Raw genomic sequence first — 25,774 nt, 5'->3', positions numbered from 1 at the left:
ACGGCGGCGGCGAGCGACGATCAGCCATGCGGCGGCGGCATGAGGTGCCGGCCCCTCGCCCTCAGGTCCTTCCTCGCCTTCAGATCACGGTGGCGACCGGGGGAATCTCGGCGCCGTGGCGTGGCTTATGCCGCGGCGCGGCTTTGGTCGGTGCGGCTTCGGGCGCGACGTCCACCACCGCCCCGTCCAGCACGGCTTCCGCGGCAACGCGCAGCTCTTCCAGCGACAGGTTCAGGAAATCGACGAAATCGGCGATGTCCGGCATGATGCGCCGGCACGACGAGACGCCGATGGAGATCGTGCCGTCGTAGCTGAAAATCGCCAGCAACAGCCCCATGCCGTCGAAAATCGGACCATAGCCGATCTGGGCGACCAGCTTGTTGCCGAGGCTGTAGAGCGGGATCTGCGGCCCCGGCACATTGGTGATGACGCAGTTGAAGATCGGATTGTGGCTCTCCGCCACCTTCATGCGGGTATAGAGCCTCGTCGCCAGCGCCGCCGTCGCGGAAGGCACATATTTCGTGTAGTCGGTCAGGGTGCGGGCGCCGATGGCGTTGGTCAGGCTCTTCGACTTCACCGTGTTGTCGTGCACGGCGGTGAGGCGGGCCAGCGGATCGGCGACATCGGTCGCGATGGAGACCAGCATCCCCGAGACCTGATTGCCCAGCTTGCCTTTCTCGGTCTCGGCGCGCACCGAGATGGGGGCGAAGGCGATCAGCGATTTTTCGGGCAGGGCGTGATGCTTGTCGAGCCAGCGGCGCAGCGCCCCGGCGCAGACCGTCAGGATGACGTCGTTCACCGTCGATCCGTCGACCGCCTTGCGGATGCGCTTGACCGTCTCCAGCGGGAAGACCGTGCCGTCCCACACCCGCTGGGCCGAGATCGGCACGTTCAGCGGCGTGCGCGGCGCCTGAAACGGCGCGGGCGGCGGGTCCTCGCGATATTTCGGGAGGCGGGCCACCGTGCCGATGACGGTCGAGGCCAGCTTGGCCCCACCCTCGACCAGCTTGAAGGGCGCGACAACATTGGCCAAGGCCGTGCGCAGCAGCAGGCTGCCGGCCGTCGGCACCCGTTCGGGCACCCAGCGGCGGCGCGGCGGCTCGATGTTGCGGCCTTCGGGCGTGAGGTCGGTCAGGGCGAACAGGATGTCGTTGCCCGAGACACCGTCGATGGCGGCGTGATGGATCTTGATCAGGGTGGCGAAACTGCCCGGCGGCAACCAGTCGATGCCGTCCAGCCCCTCGATGACATAGAATTCCCACAAGGGCCGGCTGCGGTCGAGCGGGTGGGACAGGATGCGCGAGGCCATGGTGACCAGCGAGCGCCAGTCGCCCGGCGACGGCACCGCGACATGGCGCAGGTGGTAATCGAGATCGAAATCCGGGTCTTCGATCCAATAGGCCCGGTCGAGCGACATCGGCACCTCGACGAGGCGCTGGCGGAAGGTACGGGCGAGGTGCAGCCGCTCCTCGATGCCGCTGCGGATCGCCTCGAAACTGAAGGCCCGTGAATCGGTGGCCGGCGTGTAAAAGCACAGGCCGGCAATATGCATCGGCGAATTACCGGTCTCGAGATGCAGAAAGCCCTGATCGAGACCGCTCAATTGATGCATGGGCGCCATCCCCCGCGTTCGAGTGTTTTCCAACAGCGATACGCAACCGACAGACGACCATAAAACAACGACGCCGCCAGGTCATTGGCGGCGTCGGTAAAGACAGCGAAGTGGGCTGTTATGGCACAGGCTTCAGCGTCGGCAACACCGGCGGGCGGCTGATGGTTTCAGCGCCACCGGTCTGACCGGCATTGGCCGGCTTCAGGGCGACGAGACGCACCGGCGCGCCCGACACCTCGACCACGCTGCGTTTCGGCGCCGGGGTCCGTGCTTCGTCCGCGCGCTCCGTGGGGCGGCGCGTGGGCGCGACGTCAGCCGTCGGCACGCCGGGATCGCCGGCCGAGGCGACCGGACGCCCCACCACCACCGGCTTGCCGGCGCGATACTGCACCGTGGCGCCAGTGATCTGCGCATTCAGCGTGCCGGCGGGCGCGGCCCGCGCGGGGGCGGAAACGGGAACCAGGCCGGCATTGGCGGGACGCGGATCGACCGAACGGATGGGCGCGTCATCGGCGCTGGCCACGACCTGTTCGACATCGTTGTCATCGCGACCCTTGCCGTCGCCGCCGTAGATGAAACCGTAGAGCGGATAGACCGAGGTGCCGTAATCGTCCACCACCGGATACCAGACGCGCACCATGGACCAGTCGTTGCGCGGCGAGACGTCGATCACCGAGACGCCCCGGTCGATCTTGCCTTTGCGGCCGCTGCGGCGGGTCGCCCAATTGGCATGGTCGATGACCACTTCGCGGGCGTTGACCACATTGCGGACCACGGCGACATGACCGCGGCGCATCCCGTTCGCGCGCTTGAAAACCATGACCGAACCGGCCTTGGGACGGCCACCGGTGGTGTAGCCTTCACTGCGGGCCTGACCCCACCAGGTCCAGGCATCGCCGGAGATCTGCACGCCCGAAATCTGACGGGCATAGGGGACACACTCGATGGCCTTGGCGGGAGACATGACGGAAAGCGAAATGACGATTGCCAGAGACGCAACAACGCCACGACCGATCCGCCCTGCACGCGCCACCATGTTGCCCCCTGCCATCTGCCAATTCGCCCTGCCCAGCCGGTGTAACAAACCGAAATAATCATGTCCACCGGCATTCGCCGGGGGTTCGGGAGGACCGGTAGGGACATGGCGCATTGACTTGCCACAATATGTAGTCCGAATCCCGCAGTTCCCGTTGCCCAGCCACGCAACCCGTTGGTAAAGCTGGTGATGCGGAGCCCGTCATTCGTCCCGATGTGGGTAGGATATTATGTCGCTACTTTTTGCCGACGAGCCGTCGGCGGTCGAAATCGTCAACGAGTCGGGTGCGGGCGACGCCGTGCTGCTGTGCGACCACGCCAGCCCCCGCCTGCCCCGCCGGCTCGGCGACCTCGGCCTGAGCGAGGCGCAGCGGCTGGAGCACATCGGCTGGGACATCGGCGCGGCGGCCGTGGCGCGTCACCTGTCGGCGGCGATCGACGCGCCGCTGGTGCTGACCGGCTATTCCCGACTCGCCATCGACTGCAACCGGCCCCGCGGCGTGCCGACCTCGATTCCCGAAGTGACGGGCGGTGTCCGCGTCCCGGGCAACGAAGGGCTGGACGCGGAAGCGCGTCTTGCCCGCGAAAGCGCGTTGTTCGAGCCCTATCACGGCGCGATCACCCGCCTGCTCGACCGGCGACGGGCGGCGGGGCGGCGCAGCGTGGTGCTGGCGATCCATTCGTTCACCCCGGACCTCGGCGCGCCCCGGCCCTGGAATATCGGCATTACCTATGGCCGCGACCGGCGTCTGGCCGGGGCCTTCATCGAGACGCTGGAGCGCAGGTTCCCGGACCTGTGCGTCGGCGACAATCTGCCCTATGCGGTCACCGATTCCGGCGATTACGCCATGCCGGTCTATGGCGAAGGCCGCGGCCTGCTGCATGTCCTGATCGAGATGCGACAGGATGGCGTGGGTAATGAAGCGGGCCAGGCGCGTTGGGCCGAACGATTGACCGCCTGCTGGCGCGACATCGCCGCCAGCCTCGAGGCGGTCGAGGCTGGCAGGATCAGTTCGTGACCGAGAAGCTGGTGCTTGCCCGCACCCGATTGGGCAGGAGGCCGACAAAGACTTCGGGCATCACCCGGCAATTGCCGGTCACGCCGAAATTGTAGGTGGCGGTGATGGTGATGCTCGGCCCGACCACGCTGTTCGGGATGGGGGCACTATTCGGCGCGACATAGCTCGTCGCCTCGAAGGCGGGCGAACAGCCCGGAATATTCATGAAGCCGGCGACCCGATCGTCCTTGATGTCATTGAAGATCTGCAGACGGTCGGTCGCGTCCTCGCCGAGGGAAACGAGGCGGGCGATTTCCGACAGACGGTGACGCAGCTGGACATAGTCGGCGAGAATTTCGCCGTAGGACAGCGCACCGAACAGCAGGGTGAACATCAGGGTCGAGATCAGGGCAAATTCGATCAGCGTGGCGCCCCGTTCACCGCCCCGGCCTCGCGCTGCTTCCACCTCGTCGTTCATAAGCCTTGCACTCATCTCGCCTCTCCAGATCGGCCTCCGCCCCTCGTCAGTGGACAAGCCTGCCTCCTGTCGTGCAGGTCAACCGCGCCCCGACATCGACATTGGCCACGCCGATGGCCAAGGCGTTGAGCAGGTGATTGACCAGCGGGTCCATGAAACCCGACACCGACGCCAGGATCGGCTGCAAATTGGTCACCGTCGTGCTGATGATGGAATCCGCGCCCGAAATCAGCACGCTGAGGACCGAACCGTGGCCATCCGGTTTGTAGCTGTGGAACCGGGCACCGGCCAGTGTCGATTTCACCGAAGCGATGATGTCCTGTTCGTTCTTGCGGGGATGCTCGCAATAGGGTGGCGGCGGCGCGTTGCCCTTGTAGCAGGTGCCCGCGGTATCGGAGCCGACATCGGGCGGATCGGTAAAGACATCGGCCGGATAGGACGTGCCGAGAATGTCGGTATCGAGATAAAGCCCGAGCCCACCACCCTTGAGGGCGACCCGATCGCCGCAAGTATAAGTCTGCGTGCACAGAAGCGCGCTGAGGCAGGTCTTCGTTGTCGTGCAGAGCTTGGAGCCGAAGTCGATGAGCGACAAAGGCAGGACGTGGGGCGCGGCCGTCGACGAGAAAATGGCGCTTTCATCGGGGATATCCCCGACCCGCAGGCTCGCCGCCTGGGAGGATATCTGGACGTTCAGGCTCTTGGTCGCGTCGGCCGGCGGGCAGCTGTAGCTGGTGACATAGGCCGAGGCACCGCCGACATCGACCACGATGTCGAGGCCCGGCGGACGACCGTCCCCGGCGGAGCGGGTCAGGAGCTGGATATCCAGCACCTCGCGCTGTTCGGTCTTGGTCCCGATGAACAGAAGATTGCTCAGCAGGTTGAGCAGCGCCTGCACGGAGCCGACGAAATTGAGCCCGACAGCCGAGGTCAGCACCGGCGCCAGGGGCGAAGCCATGGCCGCCATGTCGGTCAGCAGCTTCGACAGGGTCGCCAGCGCCGGAATGTCGATGCGGATGTAGAGCCGGATCTGGGCGGTGCGCACGAAGATGCCGCCGCGGGAAATGTCCTTCCGGTCGGCGTCGGACAGGGTCTCGACCACCGCCGGATTGCCGACCGCGGAAATCTGCGGCGGCTCGACGATGGCGAAGCGGATCGAGATGGTGGCGTTGGCGCCGCCCATGTTCAGGAACGGAAAGCCGGAAACCGTCGCCGGGTCGATTTCCACGGCGCCGCTGGCCGCATGATTGGAATGGGCGACCAGCAGGGACGAATAGACCAGCTCGAACAGGCTCATGTCGAAGTCGAGGCCGACCGCGTTCATGCCCGTCTGGGCCGAGACGAGATCCGAGACCCGAAACTGCAGGGCTTTCACGAAGGCTGAAAATCCGCTGCCACCGTTGAGGCCCGACAATTCAAGGCCCGTCGTCGTGTTCGCGCCCACCGCCGTCGCCGCGACGGTCAGGAATTCGCCAACGCTGATGGGCGTGTCCAGCACGGCATCGTAGTCGCCCGCCGTCACGCCGACCGACAGGGCGAGGGCATCGAGAAAATCGAGCATGTTGACGTTTGCATTGGCAATGCCGTTGGCGCCCAGAAAATTCAGGCTGGCGTTGCCGCCCAAAACGCCGAGCACCTGGTTGACCAGCCCCTTGTGGGTTTTCAGCAAGGTGCTGCTGATCGTCAGCTGCGCCACGGGCGAGCCAGCCTTGACCGCCGTCGCGCGGCCGGCGACGTCGAGACTGTCGATGTCGAAGATACGGCTGAAAAAACCGGGAGACTGGCTGCGTGCCTCGACCCGCAGGGCGTTGACATTGGCGCCATTGGCGGTGAAGCGCTGGTCAAGCGGCTTCAGAACCCCCTTGCTGTCGCGCGCCGCGAATGTGCCGAGACACAGCTGCACCTGCCCCGGCACGGCGCCGCCGCCGCAGCCCGTGGCCACGGCCAGATGCTCCCTGGCATCGGGGTAATTGGCGTCGATGACGGCCTGCGCCGCCCCGATTGCCGCCGCCTCGCTGCCGGCGTCGCCCTTCAGTTCGGCGACCGCGGCGATGGCGGCGAGGTCGAGCGTGTCCTGCAGACGCTGCTTCGAATAATAGGCGAAACCGGCGTCGATGATCAGGGCGATCATGCCGGCGATCGGGATCAGGCTGGCAACAAGCAGCAGCGCGGCCAAACCACGTTCGCCGGGCGATCGCGGATTCCTCGCCATTGGCATTCCACACCCTCGCTCCGGGGCCGGGGCCGCCATCTCGCGGCCACGGTGTCACCGAATTGAAGGCTTTTTAGATGGATAAGCCGTTAACGCCGGGAAACGCGCCCCGCCGGGGTCAGTTGGTCACCGAGAAGCTGCTCTGGGTCCCGATGCGCTCCGGCAGCAGGCCGCTGATGATTTCGGGCATGATCCGGCAACGGCCATCGGCCTGGTAGCTGTAGCGCGCCGTGATGGTGATCGACGGACCGGTGAAGCCATCGGCCTCGAACTCCGGTGCGCAGCCATCGAGGCTCATGAAGCCGCTCAGTCGGTCGTCCTTGATCTGGTTGAAAATCGTCTGCCGGTCCGCCGCCCCTTCGCCCAGCGAGACCAGGCGGGAAATTTCCGAGACCCGATGCCGCAGCTGGACCTGATCCGCCAGAATTTCGGCATAGGACAGCACGCCGAACAGCAGCGTGAACATCAGGCTGGAGATCAGCGCGAATTCGATCAGCGTGGCGCCCCGCTCGCGCGGCGCGCCGCCCCTGTCCGCTGTACGGGTGGTCTCAATTGACAAGGCGCGCCCCCGCGTTGCAGCTCAGATTGGCACCGACCGAAATCTTGGCGATGTCGATGCCGAGGAAATTGAGCAGGAAGTTCAGGATCGGATCGAGCAGCGGCGACAGCAGATTGGCAATCGCCGTCTGCAGCAGCCCCACCACCGTGTTGACCGCCGAGCCGACCAGATTGAGCAATCCCGCGAAACCGCCCACGGGCGAGGTCGGCCCATAGGACTGAATGGTGACATGGGCGAGGGTCGAAGACAGGCTCGAGACGATGTTCGACGTCGCGGTCGACTGTTCGTAGGGGGTCTCGCCGATTTCGGGCAGATGGGGATCGGCATAGGACAGGCTGCGATCCGAGCCCGCCACATCGGTATTGACCGCCAGCCCCATGCCGCCCCCCTCGAACGCGCGGCGCGCATCGCAGGTCGAGACGAGGAGCAGGAAGACACGGCAGGTCTTCACGCCGAAATCGACGAGGGGGATCGGGCTGACCGTCGGCACGCTGGTCGACGAGAAGACGGAGGCGAGGTCGATCCGCCCGACGCGCAGATTGGCGGCCGAAGTCCGGGCCGACACGCTGAGCGTCTTGGTCCCCGACGGCGTGTCCGGGCAATTGTAGTCCGTGACCCAAGCCTGCCCCGCCGCGACGTCGAGACTGACGTCGATGCGGATCGGATTGCCCGGCACCACCTGGATATCGGTGACCTCGTAAGGAATGCCGACGAGGGAGCCGAGCAACCCGGTCAGCGCCGAGACGAGGTGGAGATGAAGGACGTCGTTCAGCAGCGTCGTCACCGGCCCCGCGAGATTGAGCACGGCGTTGACGAGGCCGACCACGGACGACAGGGCCGGCAGATTGACCGAGACCACTGCCCGCACCTGCGCTGAGCGCACGAAGATCCGGTTGGCGCCCAGTGGATCGGCCTTGGCCAGCGCGGGATTGCCGATGGCCGAAAGCTGCGGCGGCTCGATCACCGAAAGTTTCAGGGTGACCGTGCCGACCCCGGGGACCGAGATCGGAATACCGGCTTCGACACCGTGACGGCCGTTCGCTGCCTCGATCGCGGCCTGGATCAGGGAAAAGACGTTGAGGGACGTGTCGAGGCCGGCGGCGCCCGTGCCGGTCGCGACGTCCAGGATGGAGCCGAGCGGCAGGGTCCAGCCCGCCGGCACCACGGCCTGAAGGGCGACGAGGCCGGCGATGGCATCCGCCTCGATCGAGGTCGGCGTGCCCTGGCCGAGGACATCGGCCATCGCGCCCAGCAACTCGCCGACATGGATGGGCGCATTCAGCACATTGTCGTAATTGCCGACGCCGAGATCGAGATCGACCGCGAGCGCGTCGAGATAATCGAGCAGGCTGACATTGGCGCCGACGAGGCCGTTCCAGCTGACCGCCGACAGATTGACGTTGCCGCCGAGCAGACTGCCGAACAAGGCGTTCAACAGCGGCGACTTGCTGCTGTCGACCGTCGCCAGCGTCGATTTCAGGGTCAGCTGCGCGAGGGGGGAACCGGCCCTGACCGCCGTCGCCTGCCCCGCGACATCGAGCGAGGCGATGTCGAACAATGTCGCGAAGAAGCTGGGCGAAGGCACGCTGCCGTAAAGCCGGACCGCATTGCAGCCGTTGCAGTTGATCGAAGGATTCTGGAAGCGGGAGGCCAACGCTAGCCGGTGGCCGGACTCGTCCTTGTCCGCGTTGTAGGTGCCGAAGCAGATGTTCACGGTCCCGGCGACCGTCGGCGGCGCGCAACCATAGCTGAGGGGCAGGACCCGACCGCCGTTGTCACGTTCCGAAAGCACGGCAGAGGCCTTTCCATAGGCTGCCGCCGCGGCCCCTTGCCCGGTGAGTTCCCGCGCGCCGGCAATCGCGGCGAGGTCGAGCGTATCCTGCAGGCGCTGGCGCTCGAAATAGGCGTAGCCGAGATCGACGACCATGGCGACCATGCCGAGCAGGGCGACCAAGGAGGCGGCCAGCAGCAGGGCGGCGACACCGCGCTCTCCCCCGTGGCGCCGGCCGGTCCGGCTGCATGAAGCATTGATCGTCATGGTGCGGCGCGCCTTTCGGGCTCAGGGCACGTTGAACGTATTGGTCGCCGTCAACTGGTCCGGCGTCGGCAGGAAGAAGCTCGGCATGAGACGGCACCCGGCGGTGTTGAAATTATAGGTGACCGTCACCACCACCTGACCGGAGGCGAAGCTGGGCGTCGCGACCGTCACGCAATCCGGGTCCATGCCGTCGGGTCCGAAGACCTGGGCGCGGGCGGCGTCGAAACGGTTCTGCCTGTCCGCCGCGTCCTGGCCGACCGCGACCTGACGCGACAATTCGCCGACGGCGTATTTCAGCTCGATGTAATTGCTCAGGATTTCGCCATAGGCGAAGGTGCCGAGCAGGATCAGCACCATGATGCCACTGGCGATCGAGAATTCGATCATGGCGACGCCCCGCTCGCCCGCGGCCCGGGCGCGCCGACGCCAGCGATCAGGGAACAAGTTTCGCATTACCACACTCCAGATTGATCACCGCGACGTCGGCCGTGCCGACCCGGATGCCGAGGGTGCTGAGCAACAGATCGACGATGCCATCGAGAATCGGCCCGAGGATCGCCAGCAACCCTTCGACGATGGCCAGCACCGGGCTGAGGATCGCGGACAGAAGGCCGCCGAGCAACCCGTCGAGTTGCAAGCCGAGCTTGGACTGCAAATCCTGGCCAAGGTTGGAAATAATCTGCTTGGTGCCGACGTGAATGCTGCTTGGGAATTCGACATTGTCCGGCCCGTGGCCGTCCTCGCTGAAACTGGCGTAGAGATCGGGGAAAGCCGCCTCGTCGGTCGCATCGCCCGACTTCAGGTCGGTGTCGGTATAGGTCGGCGCCGCGACCGGCAGATTGACCCCGAGCGCGAGATCGAGCAGCGGAACGCCGAAGAGATCGAGCGAGAGGATGTCGAGCGGGGTCGAGACCGCAGCCTGATTGTTCGACAGGAACGCCGTGCGGTCGATCTGGCCGACCATGGCGGTCAACAGGCCGGTGTCGATGTTCATGCGGACATAGCGGTCGGCTTGCGCCGGCGGCTCGCAGCCAAGCTTGGTCACCCGCACTTCCGCCGGCGCGACATCGACCCCGACCGAGAGATTGTCACCCCCGGGCAGCAACTCGAGATGCAGGCCGATCAGTTGCAGCAGGGACAATACCGTGTTCAGCCCATGGACAACGCCGCCGAGCGGGCCGCCGAGGTCGATCTGAAGCAGCACGCGGACCTGCGCGGTGCGCAGCAGATTGTCGCCATTGGCGATGTCCCGCTCGGTCACCACGCGCTGCTGCATCCCCTCGACCACCGAAATGTCGAGATTGGCGCCAAGGAAGGTTCCGAGGGAGACCGCGATCACATGTTCGCCGGTCGCATTGGTGGTGTCGTTGGGCGAGGCGGCGAAAATGCCGGCCGTGACGAGGTCGAAGACGTTGAGCGTGGTCGCGAGGCCGCTCTGCACCGTGCCGAGCCCGACGCCCAGCAGATCGCCGAGCTTCACGTTAACGTCGCTGAGGTTGACCAGCGGCAGCTTGGAAATGCCCGGGAAAGCGTCGCCGAGGCCAAGCCCGAGACCGAGCGCGGACGGATCGCCGCCTGCCGCGTTCTGCGCCAGATCGGCGACAAGACCGATCACGCCGAGGGCGGAAACATCGGCGCCGAGCAGGCTGTCGTAATCGCCGACCTGCAACCCCGCCCGGACGGCGTAGGCATCGAGGAAACCGAGCAGATCGACATTGGCGCCGAGCAGGCCGTTGTAATCGAGCGCGGTCAGATTGACGCTGCTGCCGAGCAGGGCGCCAAGAATGGCGTTGAGGAGACCGTTGCTGAGCCCGGCGAGGCCGCTGCCGATACGCACGGTGGTGTAGCGGCCGGTCGTGACCGCGGTCGAGCGTGCCGCGACGTCGAGGGCATCGGTCGCGATAATGCGGGAGAAGAAGCGGGGCGACAGATCGCTGCCCGTGATCCGCACCGCCGTCGGCGAGGCGGAGCCCGACGCGCCTTCGGCGACGAAACGCTCCAGGATCGCGCGGCTGCGGTTATAGCTGCCGAATTCGATGGCCTTGATCGTCTCGGCATCGAAGCCGTTGTCCGCCATGACCGTGATGGCGGCGGTGCGGGCATCGCTGCGCTCCGTCGCCGTCCCGTCCAGCTGACGCGCCGCCGCCAGCGCGGCAAGATCGAGCGAATCCTGCAGCCGCTGCTTCTCGTAGCGGGCATAGCCGAAGTCGACGACGAAACCGACCATCAGCAAGAGGATGGGCAGAACCACCGCGAAGATGAGAGCCGCGGCACCGCGCTCCCCTTTGGAACGGGACCCGCCCGACCGCGCGTGCACACTCCCCGATGTCATGGATGCAACCATCGAACCGACCCCACTGGCGAACGCCGCAACACTATTCCCAACTCAGACCGCGTTCACACCGTTTCAGGTTCAATTTGACCCGGTATTGGTTAATAAATTTAAACGACGAGGCGAGGCCGCGGCGCTAATAACCCCAAATCGGGGCATTTTGCACCTAAGCCACGCCCGCCCCCAGACCGAAGGCCATCGCCCGCATGACGGCGGCATAATGGCATACCGTCGCCGCCAGCACGAAGCCGTGCCAGATCGCGTTCTGGAAGGCCAGCCGGTTCCAGACGTGGAACAGGGTGCCGATGGTGAACAGCAATCCCCCAACCCCGATGAGGATCGAGGTCGAGGTCTCGAGCGCGTCGAGCAGCTGACGCAGCGGGATCACCAGAATCCAGCCGAGGGCGAGATAGATGCCGAAAAATGTCCTCTCGAACCGCCGGGGAAAGGCGATCTTCACATAGACGCCGATGGCGGCGATGCCCCAGATCGTCGCCGTGATGGCGATGGCCCAGGCGCCGTCGAGATAGCGGGTGGTGAAAGGCGTATAGGTGCCGGCGATCATGACGAAGATCGCGGCATGATCGAGCCGGCGCAGGAATTCCCGCCGCGCCGACGGCCGGGTGAGATTATAGGCGGCCGAACACAGCAGCATGGCGTTGAGCCCGGCGACATAGGGCAAGGTCGCGGAGATCGCCCCGCCATCGCCGCGCAGGCCGACGAGGACAATGAGCAACAGGCTGCCGAGCAGGGCGAAGCCGATACCGACCACGTGAACGATGCGGTCGGCGCGAAGTTCGGCCGCTTCATAGGCGCGCGGCCCCCAGCCGAAGGGAGCTTCCGTCATCGGGCCCCCCCGGAAAACGACGCCAAGCCGCGACTGACCATCACACTCCCCGTCTTCACACTCCCCGCCTTCGTTCCCCGCAGTCTAGCATCGGCGCGTGACGTCGCTAGTCCATTCGGTCGATCCGCGCCCCCCGGTCCCCGGATAGATTGCACCGCGACATCGGCCTGTGACGTGTTGCCGACAGACCCAAAGCCGCGGAGACACGCCGATGGAGCGCCTGAAGGGCATCGACGCCACTTTTCTCTACATGGAAACCCCCAGCAACCACATGCATGTCGGCATGTTGTGGGTGCTGAAGAAACCGGCGGACATCGGCACCGGCTATTTCGCCGCCGTGCGATCCCTGATCGAGAGCCGGCTGCATCTGTCGAAGACCTACCGTCGGCGGCTGATTCCGGTTCCCCTCGACATCGACCATCCGATCTGGATCGAGGACCCGGATTTCGACCTCGACTTCCATCTGCGCCATATCGCCGTGCCGCCGCCGGGCGACCGCCACAAGCTGCTGGAACTCGTGGCCCGGCTGCACTCCCGCGCCCTCGACCGCACCAAGCCCTTGTGGGAAATGTATGTGATCGAGGGCCTGCCCGACGATCAGGTGGCGCTTTACATCAAGATCCACCATTGCTGCATCGACGGCATCTCCGGCACGGAAATGATGGTCTCGCTGCTGGATTTCAGCCCCGAGCCGCGCGAAGTCCCGCCGCCCGACAAGCCCTGGGTGCCCGAGCGGGCGCCGACCGATGCCGAAATCCTGATGCGCGCGTCGGTGCGGGGCATCGTCACCCCCTTGCGCTCGCTGCGCCGCTTGCCGCGCGTGGTCGCCGCCGGGGTCGCTTTCGGCCGGCGGGCGCTGGCCCGGCGCGAGCCAGTGCCGACCGCGCCGTTCCAGGCGCCGCGCACCCCGTTCAACCGCGCCCTTACCCCCCACCGCCGCTATGCCGTGGGCGAGGTTTCGCTCGACCGGGTGAAGGCCCTGCGCAAGGCGACCGGGGCGACGGTCAACGATATCGTCCTTGCCATGTGCGCGGGCGCCCTGCGCCGCTACCTCGACCATGCCGGGGAATTGCCGGACAAGCCGCTGCTGGCGGTCTGCCCGGTCTCGGTCCGGGCGGAGGGGACGGACAGCGGCGCGTCCAACGCCGTTTCGGCCATGTTCGTGTCGCTGGCGACCGACATATCCGACCCGCTGGAGCGGCTGGCGGCCATTCGCGCCTCGACCGTCGATGCCAAGGAGGCGCACAAGGCGCTGCCCGCCAATGCCCTGACCGACTGGTCGGCCTTCGCCGCCCCGCTCGTCGCGGCGCAGGCGGCGCGGCTCTATTCCCGCTACAAGGTCGCCGACCTGCACCGGCCGCCCTACAATGTGATCATTTCCAATGTCCCGGGGCCGCCCTTCGCGCTCTATCTCGCCGGGGCGGAGCTGCTGCATTCCTACCCGATCTCGCTCGCGGTCGAGGGCATCGGCCTCAACATCACCATCATGTCCTACCGCAGCGAAATCGCCATCGGCCTGACCGCCGACCGCGAGGCCGTGCCCGACATCGAATTCATGATGTCGCTGATGCCGGACGCGCTGGCCGAACTCGAAGCCGCCCTCGAACGAGCACAAAAACCCGCGAAGAGCGCCTGAGCCAAAGAAAAAGGCGCCGCCCCCCGCATGGGGAGCGGCGCCCGATCAGGGGCCGAAGACGGCCTTACTTGTCGATGCGGACGGCAACGAAGCGCAGGTCGCCCGCGCGGCTGAGCAGGAGCAGCACCGACTTCTTGCCGGCCTCCTTCTCGGCCTTGACCTTGTCGGCGATCTGGGCCGGGCTGGTCACCTTGTCCTGCGCCACCTCGACGATCACGTCGCCCGGGCGAATGCCCTTTTCGGCAGCGAAGCTGTCGCTCTTCACGTCGGTGACGACGACGCCGTTCACGTCTTCCGGCACCGAATGGCGACCGCGCAGATCGTCGGACAGCGGGCTGAGGCTCATGCCCAGCACGACCTGGGTCTTGGCCGGGGTCGGGGCGCTGCCCTTGCCGCCGGAATCCGCGACTTCGGTCGCCGCCTCGTCGAGCTGGCCGACCTTGATCTGCACGGTCTTTTCCTTGCCGTCATGCCAGATGACGACATCGACCGTGGCGCCGATCTTGGTTTCGGCGACGACGCGGGGCAGGCTGCGCATGTCGGCGACGGGCTTGCCGTCGAAGGTCAGGATGATATCGCCCGCGACGATGCCGCCTTCGGCCGCCGGACCCTTTTCGTCGACACCGGCGACGAGCGCGCCCGAGGCCTTGGGCAGGTTCAGGCTTTCGGCGATCTCGTCGGTGACCGACTGGATGCGCACGCCGAGCCAGCCACGCCGGGTCTGGCCGAATTCGCGCAGCTGGGCGACGACCTGACGGGCGAGCGCCGACGGCACCGAGAAGCCGATGCCGACCGAACCGCCCGAAGGCGAATAGATCGCGGTGTTGATGCCGATCACCTCGCCGTCCATGTTGAACAGCGGACCGCCCGAATTGCCGCGGTTGATGGCGGCGTCGGTCTGGATGAAGTCGTCATAGGGACCGGCGTTGATATCGCGGTTGCGGGCCGAGATGATGCCGGCCGAGACCGAGCCGCCAAGGCCGAAGGGATTGCCGATGGCGAGCACCCAGTCGCCGACGCGGGCCTTGTCGCTGTCGCCGAAATTGACGAAGGGCAGCGGCTTCGACGGCTTGACGACGAGCACGGCGACGTCGGTCTTCGGATCCTTGCCGCGCAGCTCGGCCGGCAGCTTGGTGCCGTCCGACAGGGTGACGGTGATTTCTTCCGCGTCCTGGATGACGTGGTTGTTGGTCACGATCACGCCCGAGGCGTCGATGATGAAGCCCGAGCCGAGCGAGGTGACCTTGCGCGGCTCGGCGTTGCCGCGGCCCTGACGCTCGAGAAAGTCCTTGAAGAATTCCTCGAAGGGCGAGCCGGGCGGGAACTGCGGCATCGGCACTTCGCCGTCTTCGCCTTCGGTCGCGCCGGTCACCGTCTGGGTGGTCGAGATATTGACCACCGCGGGGCTCAGCTTCTCGGCCAGGTCGGCGAAACTCTCGGGCGCGCCGCGCGCTTCGGCGATACGGCTGCCGAGCATCACCGCGAGCATCAGCAGGGCGGTGAAGATGACGAAGAGACGGCGATGCACGGCATCACTGCCGGCCCGGGCCAGCACCAGGGTGCGGGCGGCTTCGGCCCGGAAGCGGCCGCTTGATTGAATCGGTTCCATCACCAGACGGCTCCTGAAAATGCGCCCTGCAGGATTGGCTGTCCCAGCCCGTCCTGCAATAGATTCGAGAAGCAGCGGGTCGCTTCCGCCGCCCCAAGTCGCGATTTAGGCGGGGAATGTGGAGGTAATAAGGCCGCTTTCGGCCGGCTGCGGGGCGAAGACGCCCGGCGGCCGGCCAGAGCGGATCAGCGCGCGGCCGGCGCGGGCTTGACCGCCCCCGCGATATTGTCGAGATAGCGGAAGAAATCGCTGTTGGGCGACAGCACCATCGTCGTCGTCTTGTCGCTCAGGGCTTCGCGGTAGGCCTGCATCGAGCGATAGAAGGCGAAGAACTGCGGATCGGAGCCGAAAGCATCGGCGAAGATCTTGATCGCCTCGGCATCGCCCTCGCCGCGCTTGATCTCGCTGTCGCGCTTGGCGTTGGCGATGATCACGGTCGCTTCGCGGTCGGCCTCGGCGCGGCGCTTCTGGGCCGCTTCCTGACCGGTGGCGCGGATCAGCTTGGCTTCCTGGTCGCGCTCGGTGCGCATCCGCTGGAAGATCGCCTGGCTGTTGGCGTCGGGCAGATCGGCGCGGCGAATGCGGACGTCGACGATCTCGATGCCGTTCTCCTTGGCCTTCTCGTTGACGAGCTGGCTGATGTTGCGCATCAGCTCGGCCCGGCGGCCGCCGGCATGGCCTTCGGCCCTTGGGTCGATGAGCAGGGCGGTCAGCGGCTCGCGGCCGACGACGTCGCGCAGGGTCGAGGAGATGAAGGTCGCCAGCTGGCGCTCGGCGATGTCCTGGGTGCGCAGACGCTGGTAGTAGCGCAGCGGATCGACGATGCGCCAGCGCGCGAAGGCGTCGATCACCACCCGCTTCTGGTCGGCGGCGATCAGCTCTTCCGCCGGGGCGTTCACGTTCAGGACGCGCTTGTCGACATAGACGACGTTCTGGAACAGCGGCGTCTTGAAATAGAGCCCGGGTTCGTTGATCTGGCGCTTGGGCTCGCCGAACTGCAGCACGATCGCCTGCTGGGTCATGTCGACGGTAAAGACCGAGGACAGGCCGACGAAGGCGACGGCGGCGGCGGCGATCAGGCCGATGGCGATACGATTGCTCATGGCGCGCCTCCCGCCTGACCGGCGCCCGGCTTGCCGATCTCCGGCAGGGGCAGATAGGGCAGCACGCCCTGGGTATTGGTCCCGGCGTCGAGCACCATCTTGTTCATGTTGCGCAGGATGCCTTCCATCGTCTCGATGTAGATGCGCTGGACGGTGACGTCCTTGGCCATGTTGTAGGCCTTGAGCACCGACAGGAAGCGCGAGGCCTGGCCCTGCGCATCCGCCACCACCTGCTGGCGGTAACCTTCGGATTCCTGGAGGATCTTCTCGGCCAGACCGCGGGCCTGCGGCACCTTGTCGTTGTAATAGGCCTCGGCCTCGTTGCGGTACTGTTCCTGATTGGCGCGCGCCGCCTGGACGTCGCGATAAGCCTCGATCACGGCGGCGGGCGGATCGACCCGGTGCAGCTGCAGCTGGGTGACCTGGATGCCGGCGCCATAGGTGTTCAGCACCTGCTGGATCAACTCGCGCGCCTCGCGGGCGATCTTCTCGCGGCCCTCGGTCTGGGCATCCTGCAGGCGGGAGCGGCCGATCACCTCGCGCATCGCGGAAATCGACAGGGCGCGGACGGTTTCGGCCGGATCCTGCACGTTGAACAGGAACTTGCCAGCGTCGTCGATGACCCAGAAGACCGAGAAGGCGACGTCGGCGATATTCTCGTCGCCGGTCAGGATCAGGCTTTCATCCGCGCTGTCGCGGCGCACGCTCCGCGTGCCGTCCAGCGAGGTGGTCAGGCCGACGTCGACCCGGTTCTGGCTGGTGACGGAGGGGGTCTGCACCCGCTCGATCGGGGCGGGCAGGTGATAGTGCAGGCCCGGCTCGGTGGTTTCCACCCATTTGCCGAAACGGGTGACGATGCCGAGTTCGTTCGGCTCGACCCGGTAGATGCCGGTCGCGGCCCAGCCGAACAGCATGACGAGGCCGGCGAGCAGCAGCCCGCGCTTGCCCCAGCTGCCATTGGGCACGATATCCTTGAACCGATCCTGACCGCGCCGCAGCAGATCTTCCAGATTGGGGGGCTGTCCGCCGCCCGAACCCCTTGGACCCTGTCCCCAGGGGCCGCGGTTGCCGCCGTTACCGCCGCCACCCCAGGGGCCGCCATTGTTCTGCCATGGCATCCTGTCGCAATCTCCCAACAAAGACCCGCATCGCCGTCCGGCAGTTGGGTGCCGGAGCGCGATGCGCTATACCCCAGACATACGCAAGGCGGGGCCGGTCTATTCCCTGATTCAGCCGCACCCTTCCGTCGCCCTTCGCAATGTGGGCGAAATGCCGGGTAATTCAAGGACGAAGGCAATGACAAGCTTATCCCGCGACGACGTTCTGGCCGCCCTCGCCCGGATTCCCGACCCCGAAAAACGCGGCAGCGTGGTCGACGCCGGACGGGTGCAGGGCCTGATGCTGCGCGACGGCCATGTCGCCTTCGGCCTCGAGATCGACCCGCGCAAGGCGGCCGAATTCGAGCCGCTGCGCGCCGCCTGCGAAAAGGCGGTGATGGCCCTGCCCGGCACGATCAGCGTCAACGCCGTGCTGACCGCCCATCGCGACGCCCCGCCCCCGCCGCCCCGCGCGGCCGGCCCTTCGCCGGCGCCCCAGGGCGTCGCCATTCCCGGCGTCGACAAGGTGATCGCGGTCGCCAGCGGCAAGGGCGGCGTCGGCAAGTCGACGACGGCGGTCAATCTCGCCCTCGGCCTGCGGGCGCTCGGCCTGAAGGTCGGGCTGCTCGATGCCGATATCTACGGCCCGTCGGTGCCGCGCCTGCTCGGCCTTTCGGGCAAGCCGAAGACGACGGCGGACAAGAAGCTGGTGCCGATGGAGGCCCATGGCCTGAAGGCGATGTCGATCGGCTTCCTCGTGCCCGAGGATCAGGCGGTGATCTGGCGCGGCCCCATGGTGATGAGCGCCATCGGCCAGTTGCTGAACGACGTCGCCTGGGCGCCGCTCGACGTCCTTGTCATCGACCTGCCGCCGGGCACGGGCGATGCGCAGCTGACCCTTGCCCAGCGGGCGCCCCTGTCGGGCGCGGTCATCGTCTCGACGCCGCAGGACATCGCCCTGATCGACGCGCGCAAGGGCCTCGCCATGTTCGAAAAGGTGGCGGTGCCTGTCTTCGGCATCGTCGAGAACATGAGCTATTTCCTGTGCCCCCATTGCGGCGAGCGGTCGGACATCTTCGCCCATGGCGGCGCGCACCGGACGGCGGACGAGCTTGGGGTCGACTTCCTCGGCGAGATTCCGCTGCATATGGCGATCCGCGAAACCTCGGACGAGGGCCGGCCCATCGTCGCCACCGCCCCCGATAGCCCGCAGGCCGCGCCCTATCACGCCCTTGCCCGCAAGGTGCTGGCGCGGCTTCGCCAGAGCGACGACAATGGCCGCCCGGCGCCGCGCATCGTGATCGGCTAGGATTCGGGAAGGCTGGAAGGTTGAGCGTATCCCCCGAGGTGGGTGGCGGCATCGCGCCGCGCCCGGACGCATTCTCGCGGCGCGGCCATGCCCTGCTCGAAGATATCGAGCGGGCCGGGCGCAAGCCGCGCACGATTCTGCTGTCGATCATCTCGATCCTGCTCGGGGTCGGCCTGTTGACCTGGTTCGGCCTGACCTGGTCCAACCACACCCGCGCCCTCAACGCCGCCATCGCCGAGGCGCGGCTGCTGTCCCGCGTCGTCGACGAACATTTCCAATGGACCATCAAGGGCTCGGACCTCGTGCTGCGTCAGGCCGTGGAGATGGTCGCCGAAGACGGGCTCGACCCGCAATTCTCGACCGAGGCGAAACGCCTGCGTCTGATCGGCATGGCGCGCCTGCTGCCGCAGATCGGCTCGCTGTGGTTCTTCGACGACAAGGGCCGGGTGGTCTATTCCACCAGTCAGGGCCGCCGGCCGCCGGCCGAATTCGCCGACCGAGACTTCTTCCAGGCGCATCAGAGCGGCGAGGAATTCTACATCACCCCGGCCAACCGCAGCCGCCTGACCGACGCCGTCTATTTCAGCGTCAGCCGCCGGCTGGAACGCGGCGGGCGCTTCGCCGGCGTCGTCCTCGCGGCCATCGACATGCGCTATTTCGCCCAGTTCCACGGCGGCCTGCATGTGCCCTCGACCACGGCGCTGGAGCTGTTCCGCACCGACGGAAGGCTCGTGGTGCGCTGGCCGATCAACGACGACATGGTCGGCCGCGATTTTCTCTACACGCCCTTCTTTCATGAACAATTGTCCGGCGGTCGCGAGGAAGCGGCGGTCGAGGCGCCGGCCATCGTCGACGGCACCCCCTCGGTCATCGCCTATCGGCGGATGAACGGCCTGCCCCTCGTCACCCTCGCCACCATCGACCGCGACGCGGCCCTGCAGAACTGGCGCGAGAACGCGGGCATCGGCCTTTTGTTCGTGCTTGGCTCCGGCCTGCTCGTCGGTGGCCTGACCCTCTTCGGCCTGCGCGCCATCGACCGGGAGGACCAGGCCAAGGACAATCTCGCCGCGCGCACGGTGGAACTCGAAGAGGCGCTGGCCTCGCGCACCCTCCTGTTCAAGGAAATGCACCACCGCACCAAGAACAACCTGCAGATCGTCTCCAGTCTGCTGTCGCTACAGGCGGGGCAATATGGCGATCCCATCCTGCGCCAGGGTTTCACCGACACGGTGAATCGCATACGGGCGATGGCCCAGCTGCACGAACAGCTTTATCAGGGCGGCGAATTCGCCACCGTCGACTGCGGCGCCTTCCTGCGCTCGATCGGCGAGAGCCTGACCGGCGAAGGCGCCGCGCGGGGCCGGGTCGGCCTCGAACTCGATCTCGGCACCATCTCGCTGCCGATGGACCGGGCGGTCCCTCTCGCCCTCATCGCCAACGAATTGCTGACCAATGCCCTGAAGCACGGTTTCGCCGAAGGCCGCAGCGGCACCATCCGCATCTCGCTGCAGGGTACCGCGTCGCAACTGACCCTGGTCATCGCCGATGACGGTCTGGGCATGTCCGACGGCGAGAATCCGGCGGAGAAGGCCAAGAGCCTGGGCATGAGGCTGATCCGCGGTCTCGCCGCCCAGCTGAAGGGCAAGGTCAGTTTCGCCAGCGCGGGGCCGGATCTCGGCACCACGGCGACCGTCACCCTGCCGCTGTAATCGGGTCGGCCCCGATCAGGCCGGCATGGGGGGCGGCCGCGGCGCCGTCGCCAGACGCTCGCAGCCCGGGCCTTCGACCAGGGTGACGCTGAAAGTGTTGAACAGCAGGGCCGCCTGCTCCGGCCGCTCGACGCCGTAAACCAGCACGGGTTGATTGGCCGCGCGCAGGCGCTCGATGAACTGCTTCACCCGCATCGGATCGCGCTCGATCATGGAGTTCAGTCGGGCATGGTCGAAGGCGATGCCGAGCAATCCCTCGTGCCGGCCGGAAATGCCGCGCATGTCGAGCGAGTCGAACACCAGCCAGACGCCGCGCCCGACGACGGCAACCCGGCGCAGGAAGCCGAACAGGCGCTCCCCCTCGAAATCCGGCGGCAATTCCCGCACCAGACCGCCAAGGCGGACCCGGGACTGCAGGGGCAGGCTGGTCACCAGCGTGGTGATCCGATCCGCCGTCGGCGCGTGGGCGAGGCTCGGATATTGCAGGGGGACAAGCACGCTGCCTGCTTGAGTCGCGCCATGGTGCATGGCCTCGACCACCCGGCCCAGCAGGGCGACATCGAATTCACGGGCCATGCCCGGCGTCATGCGGTGACGACGGGCCAGCCAGGCCAGCCAGCGCGACGAGCGTTCGTCGAAACGGACCAGCGACTGACGGGCCGGACCGAGGTCGCGGCCGCGCACCGGATGCATCTCGGCCGTCCCCTCGTCGAGGATATCGGCGATCACGGAATCGGTGCGGTAGCCGCTGTGCGGATCGTTACGGATGCGCTCCGCGAGGGCGGACGCCAGAGTCCCGGTGCCCCGCCCTTCGAGTGGGGACAGCGCGGGTTCGGCGCCATCGAAGATCAGCGCCCCGCCGAAAACCTCGAAACTGGCGAGGGCGCCGCCCTCGTCGACGAGGCGGTGGCGGGTCAGCTGGGCGATGGCCTGCATCCGGTCGATGGCAAGGCCAAGGGTCGGCGCCGCATAGAGCAGCACCATGAAGACATCGCTGCGCAGCGCGAGGAACAATTCACCCGGGTGCAACTCCCCGGCCAAGGCCGCCGCGGTGGTCAGGCGCACGCGCTCGAGCGTGTCACGCCAGATCGAGCCGAGATCGGCCGCCAGATCCTCCGCCGCCACGATCTCAAGGAGGCCGACCGCGACCGGTCGCTGGTCGACCCCGAGCCGGCGCATCAAGGCGGTCTCGAAGAACTCCGGCCGCGCCTCCAGCGGATCGGTCTGGCGGTGTCCGCCGTTGGCGGCCGCCGCGCTGGCCCGGAACGACAGAACCCGGAAGCCATTCCCGCGATTGTCCGCGCCGCGCCCCATGCTGACGGCGGCGGAAGAAGCCAGGGCCTGGGGCGTCAGGATGGTGGCCGCGCCGATAGAGCCGTCACCATCGCCTGGCGGGAAGCGCAGTTCGGCGACGGCCGCCAGGGGCCGCCCGATGATCTCTTCCCGCTGCAGGCCGACGAGGCGGAGGAAGGCCTGATTGGCCATGGAGATATGGTCGGTGTCGTCGACCACGATGACACCGTCGCGCTGCGCCTCGATCAGCACGGGCAGGACGCGGTCGGGCGTCGGCGGCACGACCTGACGGCTTTTCTCGCCCAGGGCGACCGACTGAACGGCGGCGGGCGCCGCGCCCCCGGCCCCACGCAGGATGCAGCGGGCGTTGCCCTCGCCGTCGCCAGCGACTTCGACGAAGGCATCGAAGGCACTGCCAGCGTAGTTATAAAGCTTGATCGGCTGGGCTTCGAGGGTCTCGCCCCGTTCGACAGCGCGGGTCAGCCGCTCGGCGGTCGCCCGGTCGCTCCAGGGTCCGAACAGGATCGCCAGGGTCTGGCCCGACGCTTCGGCCGAAGGCCAGCCGGTCAGGGTCGAGAACGCCGGGCTGACTGACAGAATGCGGCTGTCGAAGCCCGGGCTCAGGCGGATTTCGGCGTTGGCGTCATCGGCCGCGGGGGTCATGGCGCTCACCCGAACATGACGGCGAACTGGCCGTCCAGAAAGTCGGCGACACGGTCGACCCAGGCCTCCCGCGCGAGGAGATAGTCGCGGGCATGGCTGCCCCAGGCCCCGGCTTCGAGAAGCAGCGGATCATCCGCGGCGGGCGCAGGCGTCAGCCACAGGCGGGCGGCCGGATCGGCAGCCGCCAGCGCCTCGCCCTCACCCGCGGGGACGATGGGATCGGCAGCGGACTGGATGACCAGCCAGGGCCGCGCGCCGAGGCTGCCCGTGACTTCGATGCCCCGCCCCGCCTCGTCGGCGAGACCCCAGAAGTGACGGGCCGACCACAGCACGGCGTCGGCGACGAATTCCGGCAGGCCGGTCGAGGCGATCAGGCCGCGACGCATCACCGGCGGCGCGACCGTATAGGTATCCTGCGTGATCAGGGCTTCGATCCGGGGATCGGCGGCGGCGGCATAGAGCACGGCATTGCCGCCCATCGAAATGCCATAGGCGGCGATGCGACGCCCGGCGCTGCGCGATTTGATCCAGTCGGCGGCGGCGATCACGTCGCGTGCCTCGTCCGGGCCGAAGCTGGGGCCGCGCGGGCCGGCGCCCGACTCGCCGTGATTGCGCAGGTCGAGCGCGAGCACGGAATAATTCCGCCCCAGCAGGTCACGCATCATGCCGTAGAGGCCGACATAGGCATCGCCCCGCGTGCCCGAGGCGCCATGGACGAGGATCACCGTCGCCTTCGGCTCTTCCGCTTCGGCGGCCCAGGCGACGAGGTCGACGCCGTCGGCCGAGCGGAAGCTGACGCGGGCGGCGGGAATATCGGCGGGCAGTGGCGGCACTTCGCTGCGGAAACGGCTCATCAGCAGGGCCGGCAACACTCCGCCGACACCGACCGGGACGGCCGCAGCCACAATGAGGAAGAGAACCGCCAAACGCCTCATGCTGTTCCGAATCCGTTGCGGCGGAAATGCCGTCGTCCCGCATTGCCCTTACCACGGCGCCGCGGCGGATGGCGACCCCCCGCATCAGCCCCATGACGGACGCCCAGAGTTAACGGCGCCAGCGTTAAGAATTCATTGCAGGGCGCGCCACAGGGCCAGAATACCGAAGACGATCAGGACGAGGCCGGACAGGCGGTCGATCGCCGCCAGAACCCGCGCCGACAGCAGATGCCGGGCGCCCCCCGCCGCCGCCACGATCGCCAACTGCCAGCAGGCGGAGCCAAGACCAAGGCCGATCACGGTCGACAGCGCGGCGCCGGTGCCGGATGACGCGGCAAGACCGATGCCGGCGAAGGCGCCGGCAAAGGAAATGATGGTCAGGGGATTGGTCAGGGTCAGGCCGACCGCGGTCAGGAACGCCGGCCCGACAGCACCGACGCTGGCCATGGCAGCACCGCCCGCCGCTTCCGGCATCATCGCGCCGCGCCGGCCGGCCGAACGGAAGCCGCCGATGCCGAGCCAGATCAGCACGATACCGCCAAGGATGCCGAGCAGCGCCGCTTCCTCGACCAGCAGCGCGGTGACCGCCGACAGGCCGAAGGCCGCCAGCGCGGCATAGGTCGCGTCGGCGACGGCGGCACCGAGACCGGTGGCGATGCCGACCGCGATGCCCCCGGCGACGGTGCGGCGCAGGATGAGGAGGGAAATCGGCCCGACCGGCATCGCGATGAAGAAGCCGAGCGCGAAGGCGCTGGCGAAAAGGGACAGGGACATATCGGGCATCACGCGCCACCGACCGGCAGGGCGGTCGTCTCCTTCGGGCTGGACAGGGCGATCTGGGTTTCGCTGCGCATCAGCGCGCCGGTCGTCTTCAGGCGGCGCAGCAGGGCTTCCAGCCCGGCCATGTCGGCGACCCGGACCTTCAGCAGGTAATTGGCGGGGCCGGTGACATGATGGCATTCGAGGATGGCGCCATCGGCCAGCACCGCTTCGACGAATCCCGCCTCGTCCGCCCCGGGCGAGAGGGTGACGGTGACGAAGGCGGCAATGCCGAGGCCAAGCATGAGCGGATCGGCCAGGGCGACGATGCCGCGCAGGGCCCCCCGCGCCAGCAGCTTGCGCACCCGCTCGTTCGCGGCCGAGGGCGACAGTCCGACCGCCTGTCCCAGATCGGCGACCCCGGCCCTTCCGTCGGCCTGCAGCAGCCCGATCAGGGCGCGATCCACATCGTCGAGCATTTTTTCACATCACCGTTGCGATATTGACATGAAGTACCGGCCAGCGGGCGTACTTACATTTTTCCGGCATATTCTTATTCAACAGGATTAAATCCTGCATAAATAGCCATATACCGCATTTCATCCTGTCTCAGCAAGAACCTTCCGTCACTTTCGGCCGCGCCGCGCTCATTCGCCGCCCCCGGGAAATCTTGCGTGGCCCTCCGGATATGGCTATGCCAAGACCCGGTTTTTCCGGCGGCCCCCGCCGCCCGATCGAGAGTAGGGCCCGATGAGCAATCTGAATCAGGAGAGGGTGCTGAGCGTCCACCACTGGACCGACCGCCTGTTCTCCTTCACGGCGACGCGCGACCCTTCGCTGCGCTTCATCAACGGGCAGTTCACCATGATCGGGCTCGAGGTGAACGGCCGGCCGCTGCTGCGCGCCTACAGCGTCGTCTCGGCCAATTACGAGGAACACCTCGAATTCCTGTCGATCAAGGTGCCGGACGGGCCGCTGACCTCGCGCCTTCAGCATATCAAGGTGGGCGACACCATCCTCGTTGGGCGGAAGCCCACGGGCACGCTGATCGCCGACAACCTGCTGCCGGGCAAGCATCTCTATCTGCTGTCCACCGGCACCGGCCTCGCGCCCTTCATGTCGATCATCAAGGACCCCGAGGTTTACGAGAAGTTCGAGAAGATCATCCTCGTCCACGGCGTGCGCGAAGTCGCTGAACTCGCCTATCACGACCTGATCGAGCATGAACTGCCGGACAATGAATTCTTCGGCGAACTGGTGCGCGAGAAGCTGATCTATTACCCGACGGTCACGCGCGAGCCGTTCCGCAACCAGGGCCGCCTGACCGACCTGATCAAGTCGGGCAAGCTGTTCTCGGACATCGGCCTGCCGCCCCTGTCGCAGGACGACGACCGGCTGATGCTGTGCGGCAGCCCGGAAATGCTGGCCGAGATGGTGAAATTTTTCAACGACAACGGCTATGCCGAGGCCAGCTTCTCCAAGGCCGGGCACTACGCCATCGAGAAGGCTTTCGTCGAGAAATAGGCCCGGGTTACATAGGGGCGTGACCATTG

At 66.9% G+C, this 25,774-nt stretch carries 21 protein-coding genes; 5 read left to right on the top strand and 16 right to left on the bottom strand.

The window, feature by feature from the left end:
* Positions 1 to 79: 79 nt before the first annotated feature.
* Together DKG74_RS10210 and DKG74_RS10205 are read right to left on the bottom strand one after the other, a co-directional pair.
* Positions 80 to 1,612, bottom strand: a complete 1,533-nt coding sequence (locus tag DKG74_RS10210; RefSeq protein WP_165837628.1) for a WS/DGAT/MGAT family O-acyltransferase — start codon at positions 1,610 to 1,612, stop codon at positions 80 to 82.
* 118 nt (positions 1,613 to 1,730) lie between these two features.
* Positions 1,731 to 2,648: a CHAP domain-containing protein gene (locus DKG74_RS10205; RefSeq protein WP_165837627.1), complete on the bottom strand. Its 918-nt coding sequence runs from the start codon at positions 2,646 to 2,648 to the stop codon at positions 1,731 to 1,733.
* 229 nt (positions 2,649 to 2,877) lie between these two features.
* On the opposite strand from DKG74_RS10205, the gene DKG74_RS10200 reads away from it, so the two are divergent.
* Entirely contained in the window at positions 2,878 to 3,666 is a 789-nt protein-coding gene (locus tag DKG74_RS10200) for an N-formylglutamate amidohydrolase (RefSeq protein ID WP_109905360.1), read from the top strand.
* Here the strand turns inward: DKG74_RS10200 and DKG74_RS10195 are convergent.
* From DKG74_RS10195 to trhA, 7 genes are all read right to left on the bottom strand, one after another.
* Positions 3,656 to 4,138, bottom strand: a complete 483-nt coding sequence (locus tag DKG74_RS10195) for a TadE/TadG family type IV pilus assembly protein (RefSeq protein ID WP_109905358.1) — start codon at positions 4,136 to 4,138, stop codon at positions 3,656 to 3,658. The genes DKG74_RS10200 and DKG74_RS10195 overlap by 11 nt on opposite strands.
* A gap of 31 nt (positions 4,139 to 4,169) precedes the next feature.
* Entirely contained in the window at positions 4,170 to 6,296 is a 2,127-nt protein-coding gene (locus DKG74_RS10190; RefSeq protein WP_165837626.1) for a pilus assembly protein TadG-related protein, read from the bottom strand.
* A 154-nt stretch (positions 6,297 to 6,450) separates the two neighbouring features.
* Positions 6,451 to 6,891, bottom strand: a complete 441-nt coding sequence (locus DKG74_RS10185; protein WP_109905354.1) for a TadE/TadG family type IV pilus assembly protein — start codon at positions 6,889 to 6,891, stop codon at positions 6,451 to 6,453.
* A complete protein-coding gene (locus DKG74_RS10180) occupies positions 6,881 to 8,929 on the bottom strand; it encodes a pilus assembly protein TadG-related protein (RefSeq protein WP_109905352.1) in 2,049 nt (682 codons plus the stop codon). The genes DKG74_RS10185 and DKG74_RS10180 overlap by 11 nt, the downstream gene beginning before the upstream one ends.
* A 21-nt stretch (positions 8,930 to 8,950) precedes the next feature.
* A complete protein-coding gene (locus tag DKG74_RS10175; RefSeq protein ID WP_109905351.1) occupies positions 8,951 to 9,382 on the bottom strand; it encodes a TadE/TadG family type IV pilus assembly protein in 432 nt (143 codons plus the stop codon).
* A complete protein-coding gene (locus DKG74_RS10170) occupies positions 9,363 to 11,261 on the bottom strand; it encodes a pilus assembly protein TadG-related protein (protein ID WP_165837625.1) in 1,899 nt (632 codons plus the stop codon). Before DKG74_RS10170 ends, DKG74_RS10175 begins: the two co-directional genes overlap by 20 nt.
* A 166-nt stretch (positions 11,262 to 11,427) precedes the next feature.
* Complete coding sequence (gene trhA, locus DKG74_RS10165; protein ID WP_109905347.1) at positions 11,428 to 12,108, bottom strand: PAQR family membrane homeostasis protein TrhA; 681 nt, start codon at positions 12,106 to 12,108, stop codon at positions 11,428 to 11,430.
* A 211-nt stretch (positions 12,109 to 12,319) separates the two neighbouring features.
* Between trhA and DKG74_RS10160 the strand changes: the two genes are divergently transcribed.
* Positions 12,320 to 13,744, top strand: a complete 1,425-nt coding sequence (locus DKG74_RS10160) for a WS/DGAT/MGAT family O-acyltransferase (RefSeq protein WP_109905345.1) — start codon at positions 12,320 to 12,322, stop codon at positions 13,742 to 13,744.
* Between the two features lie 64 nt (positions 13,745 to 13,808).
* Here the strand turns inward: DKG74_RS10160 and DKG74_RS10155 are convergent, their stop codons facing one another.
* From DKG74_RS10155 to hflK, 3 genes are all read right to left on the bottom strand, one after another.
* On the bottom strand, positions 13,809 to 15,353 hold the full coding sequence (locus DKG74_RS10155) for a DegQ family serine endoprotease (RefSeq protein ID WP_109905343.1): 1,545 nt from the start codon (positions 15,351 to 15,353) through the stop codon (positions 13,809 to 13,811).
* 185 nt (positions 15,354 to 15,538) lie between these two features.
* The gene (hflC, locus tag DKG74_RS10150) at positions 15,539 to 16,456 is read right to left on the bottom strand and encodes a protease modulator HflC (protein ID WP_109905341.1); all 918 of its coding nucleotides are present in this window, start codon (positions 16,454 to 16,456) and stop codon (positions 15,539 to 15,541) included.
* On the bottom strand, positions 16,453 to 17,574 hold the full coding sequence (hflK, locus tag DKG74_RS10145) for an FtsH protease activity modulator HflK (protein ID WP_109905339.1): 1,122 nt from the start codon (positions 17,572 to 17,574) through the stop codon (positions 16,453 to 16,455). The genes hflC and hflK overlap by 4 nt, the downstream gene beginning before the upstream one ends.
* A 178-nt stretch (positions 17,575 to 17,752) precedes the next feature.
* Here hflK and DKG74_RS10140 point away from each other — a divergent pair, with 178 nt between their 5' ends.
* Entirely contained in the window at positions 17,753 to 18,862 is a 1,110-nt protein-coding gene (locus DKG74_RS10140) for an Mrp/NBP35 family ATP-binding protein (protein WP_109905337.1), read from the top strand.
* A gap of 20 nt (positions 18,863 to 18,882) precedes the next feature.
* Positions 18,883 to 20,571, top strand: a complete 1,689-nt coding sequence (locus tag DKG74_RS10135) for a sensor histidine kinase (protein WP_133251555.1) — start codon at positions 18,883 to 18,885, stop codon at positions 20,569 to 20,571.
* 15 nt (positions 20,572 to 20,586) lie between these two features.
* On the opposite strand, the gene DKG74_RS10130 is transcribed toward DKG74_RS10135, so the two are convergent.
* From DKG74_RS10130 to DKG74_RS10115, 4 genes are all read right to left on the bottom strand, one after another.
* Positions 20,587 to 22,527: a PAS domain-containing protein gene (locus tag DKG74_RS10130; RefSeq protein ID WP_109905333.1), complete on the bottom strand. Its 1,941-nt coding sequence runs from the start codon at positions 22,525 to 22,527 to the stop codon at positions 20,587 to 20,589.
* Positions 22,528 to 22,532: 5 nt separating this feature from the next.
* Positions 22,533 to 23,462, bottom strand: a complete 930-nt coding sequence (locus tag DKG74_RS10125) for an alpha/beta hydrolase (RefSeq protein WP_109905331.1) — start codon at positions 23,460 to 23,462, stop codon at positions 22,533 to 22,535.
* A gap of 132 nt (positions 23,463 to 23,594) precedes the next feature.
* Positions 23,595 to 24,245, bottom strand: a complete 651-nt coding sequence (locus DKG74_RS10120) for a LysE family translocator (RefSeq protein ID WP_109905329.1) — start codon at positions 24,243 to 24,245, stop codon at positions 23,595 to 23,597.
* The gene (locus DKG74_RS10115; protein WP_109905327.1) at positions 24,245 to 24,700 is read right to left on the bottom strand and encodes an Lrp/AsnC family transcriptional regulator; all 456 of its coding nucleotides are present in this window, start codon (positions 24,698 to 24,700) and stop codon (positions 24,245 to 24,247) included. Before DKG74_RS10115 ends, DKG74_RS10120 begins: the two co-directional genes overlap by 1 nt.
* Before the next feature lie 271 nt (positions 24,701 to 24,971).
* Here DKG74_RS10115 and DKG74_RS10110 point away from each other — a divergent pair, with 271 nt between their 5' ends.
* Positions 24,972 to 25,745 carry a ferredoxin--NADP reductase gene (locus tag DKG74_RS10110; protein ID WP_109905326.1) on the top strand — a complete coding sequence of 258 codons (774 nt, stop codon included), beginning with the start codon at positions 24,972 to 24,974 and terminating at the stop codon, positions 25,743 to 25,745.
* Positions 25,746 to 25,774: the final 29 nt, after the last annotated feature.

Origin of the sequence: Zavarzinia aquatilis, from assembly GCF_003173035.1 — a bacterium.
GTDB classification, from domain to species: Bacteria; Pseudomonadota; Alphaproteobacteria; order Zavarziniales; family Zavarziniaceae; genus Zavarzinia; species Zavarzinia aquatilis.
Note: the sequence above shows the minus strand (reverse complement) of the source record. Positions and strands in the feature narration are given on the sequence as shown.

What these genes read in the sequence shown, in the direction of transcription:
- DKG74_RS10210 (WP_165837628.1), bottom strand. Translation starts at nt 1,612, where the DNA reads ATGCATCAATTGAGCGGTCTCGATCAGGGCTTTCTGCATCTCGAGACC.
- DKG74_RS10205 (WP_165837627.1), bottom strand. Translation starts at nt 2,648, where the DNA reads ATGGTGGCGCGTGCAGGGCGGATCGGTCGTGGCGTTGTTGCGTCTCTG.
- DKG74_RS10200 (WP_109905360.1), top strand. Translation starts at nt 2,878, where the DNA reads ATGTCGCTACTTTTTGCCGACGAGCCGTCGGCGGTCGAAATCGTCAAC.
- DKG74_RS10195 (WP_109905358.1), bottom strand. Translation starts at nt 4,138, where the DNA reads ATGAGTGCAAGGCTTATGAACGACGAGGTGGAAGCAGCGCGAGGCCGG.
- DKG74_RS10180 (WP_109905352.1), bottom strand. Translation starts at nt 8,929, where the DNA reads ATGACGATCAATGCTTCATGCAGCCGGACCGGCCGGCGCCACGGGGGA.
- DKG74_RS10175 (WP_109905351.1), bottom strand. Translation starts at nt 9,382, where the DNA reads ATGCGAAACTTGTTCCCTGATCGCTGGCGTCGGCGCGCCCGGGCCGCG.
- DKG74_RS10170 (WP_165837625.1), bottom strand. Translation starts at nt 11,261, where the DNA reads ATGACATCGGGGAGTGTGCACGCGCGGTCGGGCGGGTCCCGTTCCAAA.
- trhA (WP_109905347.1), bottom strand. Translation starts at nt 12,108, where the DNA reads ATGACGGAAGCTCCCTTCGGCTGGGGGCCGCGCGCCTATGAAGCGGCC.
- DKG74_RS10160 (WP_109905345.1), top strand. Translation starts at nt 12,320, where the DNA reads ATGGAGCGCCTGAAGGGCATCGACGCCACTTTTCTCTACATGGAAACC.
- DKG74_RS10155 (WP_109905343.1), bottom strand. Translation starts at nt 15,353, where the DNA reads ATGGAACCGATTCAATCAAGCGGCCGCTTCCGGGCCGAAGCCGCCCGC.
- hflC (WP_109905341.1), bottom strand. Translation starts at nt 16,456, where the DNA reads ATGAGCAATCGTATCGCCATCGGCCTGATCGCCGCCGCCGCCGTCGCC.
- hflK (WP_109905339.1), bottom strand. Translation starts at nt 17,574, where the DNA reads ATGCCATGGCAGAACAATGGCGGCCCCTGGGGTGGCGGCGGTAACGGC.
- DKG74_RS10140 (WP_109905337.1), top strand. Translation starts at nt 17,753, where the DNA reads ATGACAAGCTTATCCCGCGACGACGTTCTGGCCGCCCTCGCCCGGATT.
- DKG74_RS10130 (WP_109905333.1), bottom strand. Translation starts at nt 22,527, where the DNA reads ATGACCCCCGCGGCCGATGACGCCAACGCCGAAATCCGCCTGAGCCCG.
- DKG74_RS10125 (WP_109905331.1), bottom strand. Translation starts at nt 23,462, where the DNA reads ATGAGGCGTTTGGCGGTTCTCTTCCTCATTGTGGCTGCGGCCGTCCCG.
- DKG74_RS10120 (WP_109905329.1), bottom strand. Translation starts at nt 24,245, where the DNA reads ATGCCCGATATGTCCCTGTCCCTTTTCGCCAGCGCCTTCGCGCTCGGC.
- DKG74_RS10115 (WP_109905327.1), bottom strand. Translation starts at nt 24,700, where the DNA reads ATGCTCGACGATGTGGATCGCGCCCTGATCGGGCTGCTGCAGGCCGAC.
- DKG74_RS10110 (WP_109905326.1), top strand. Translation starts at nt 24,972, where the DNA reads ATGAGCAATCTGAATCAGGAGAGGGTGCTGAGCGTCCACCACTGGACC.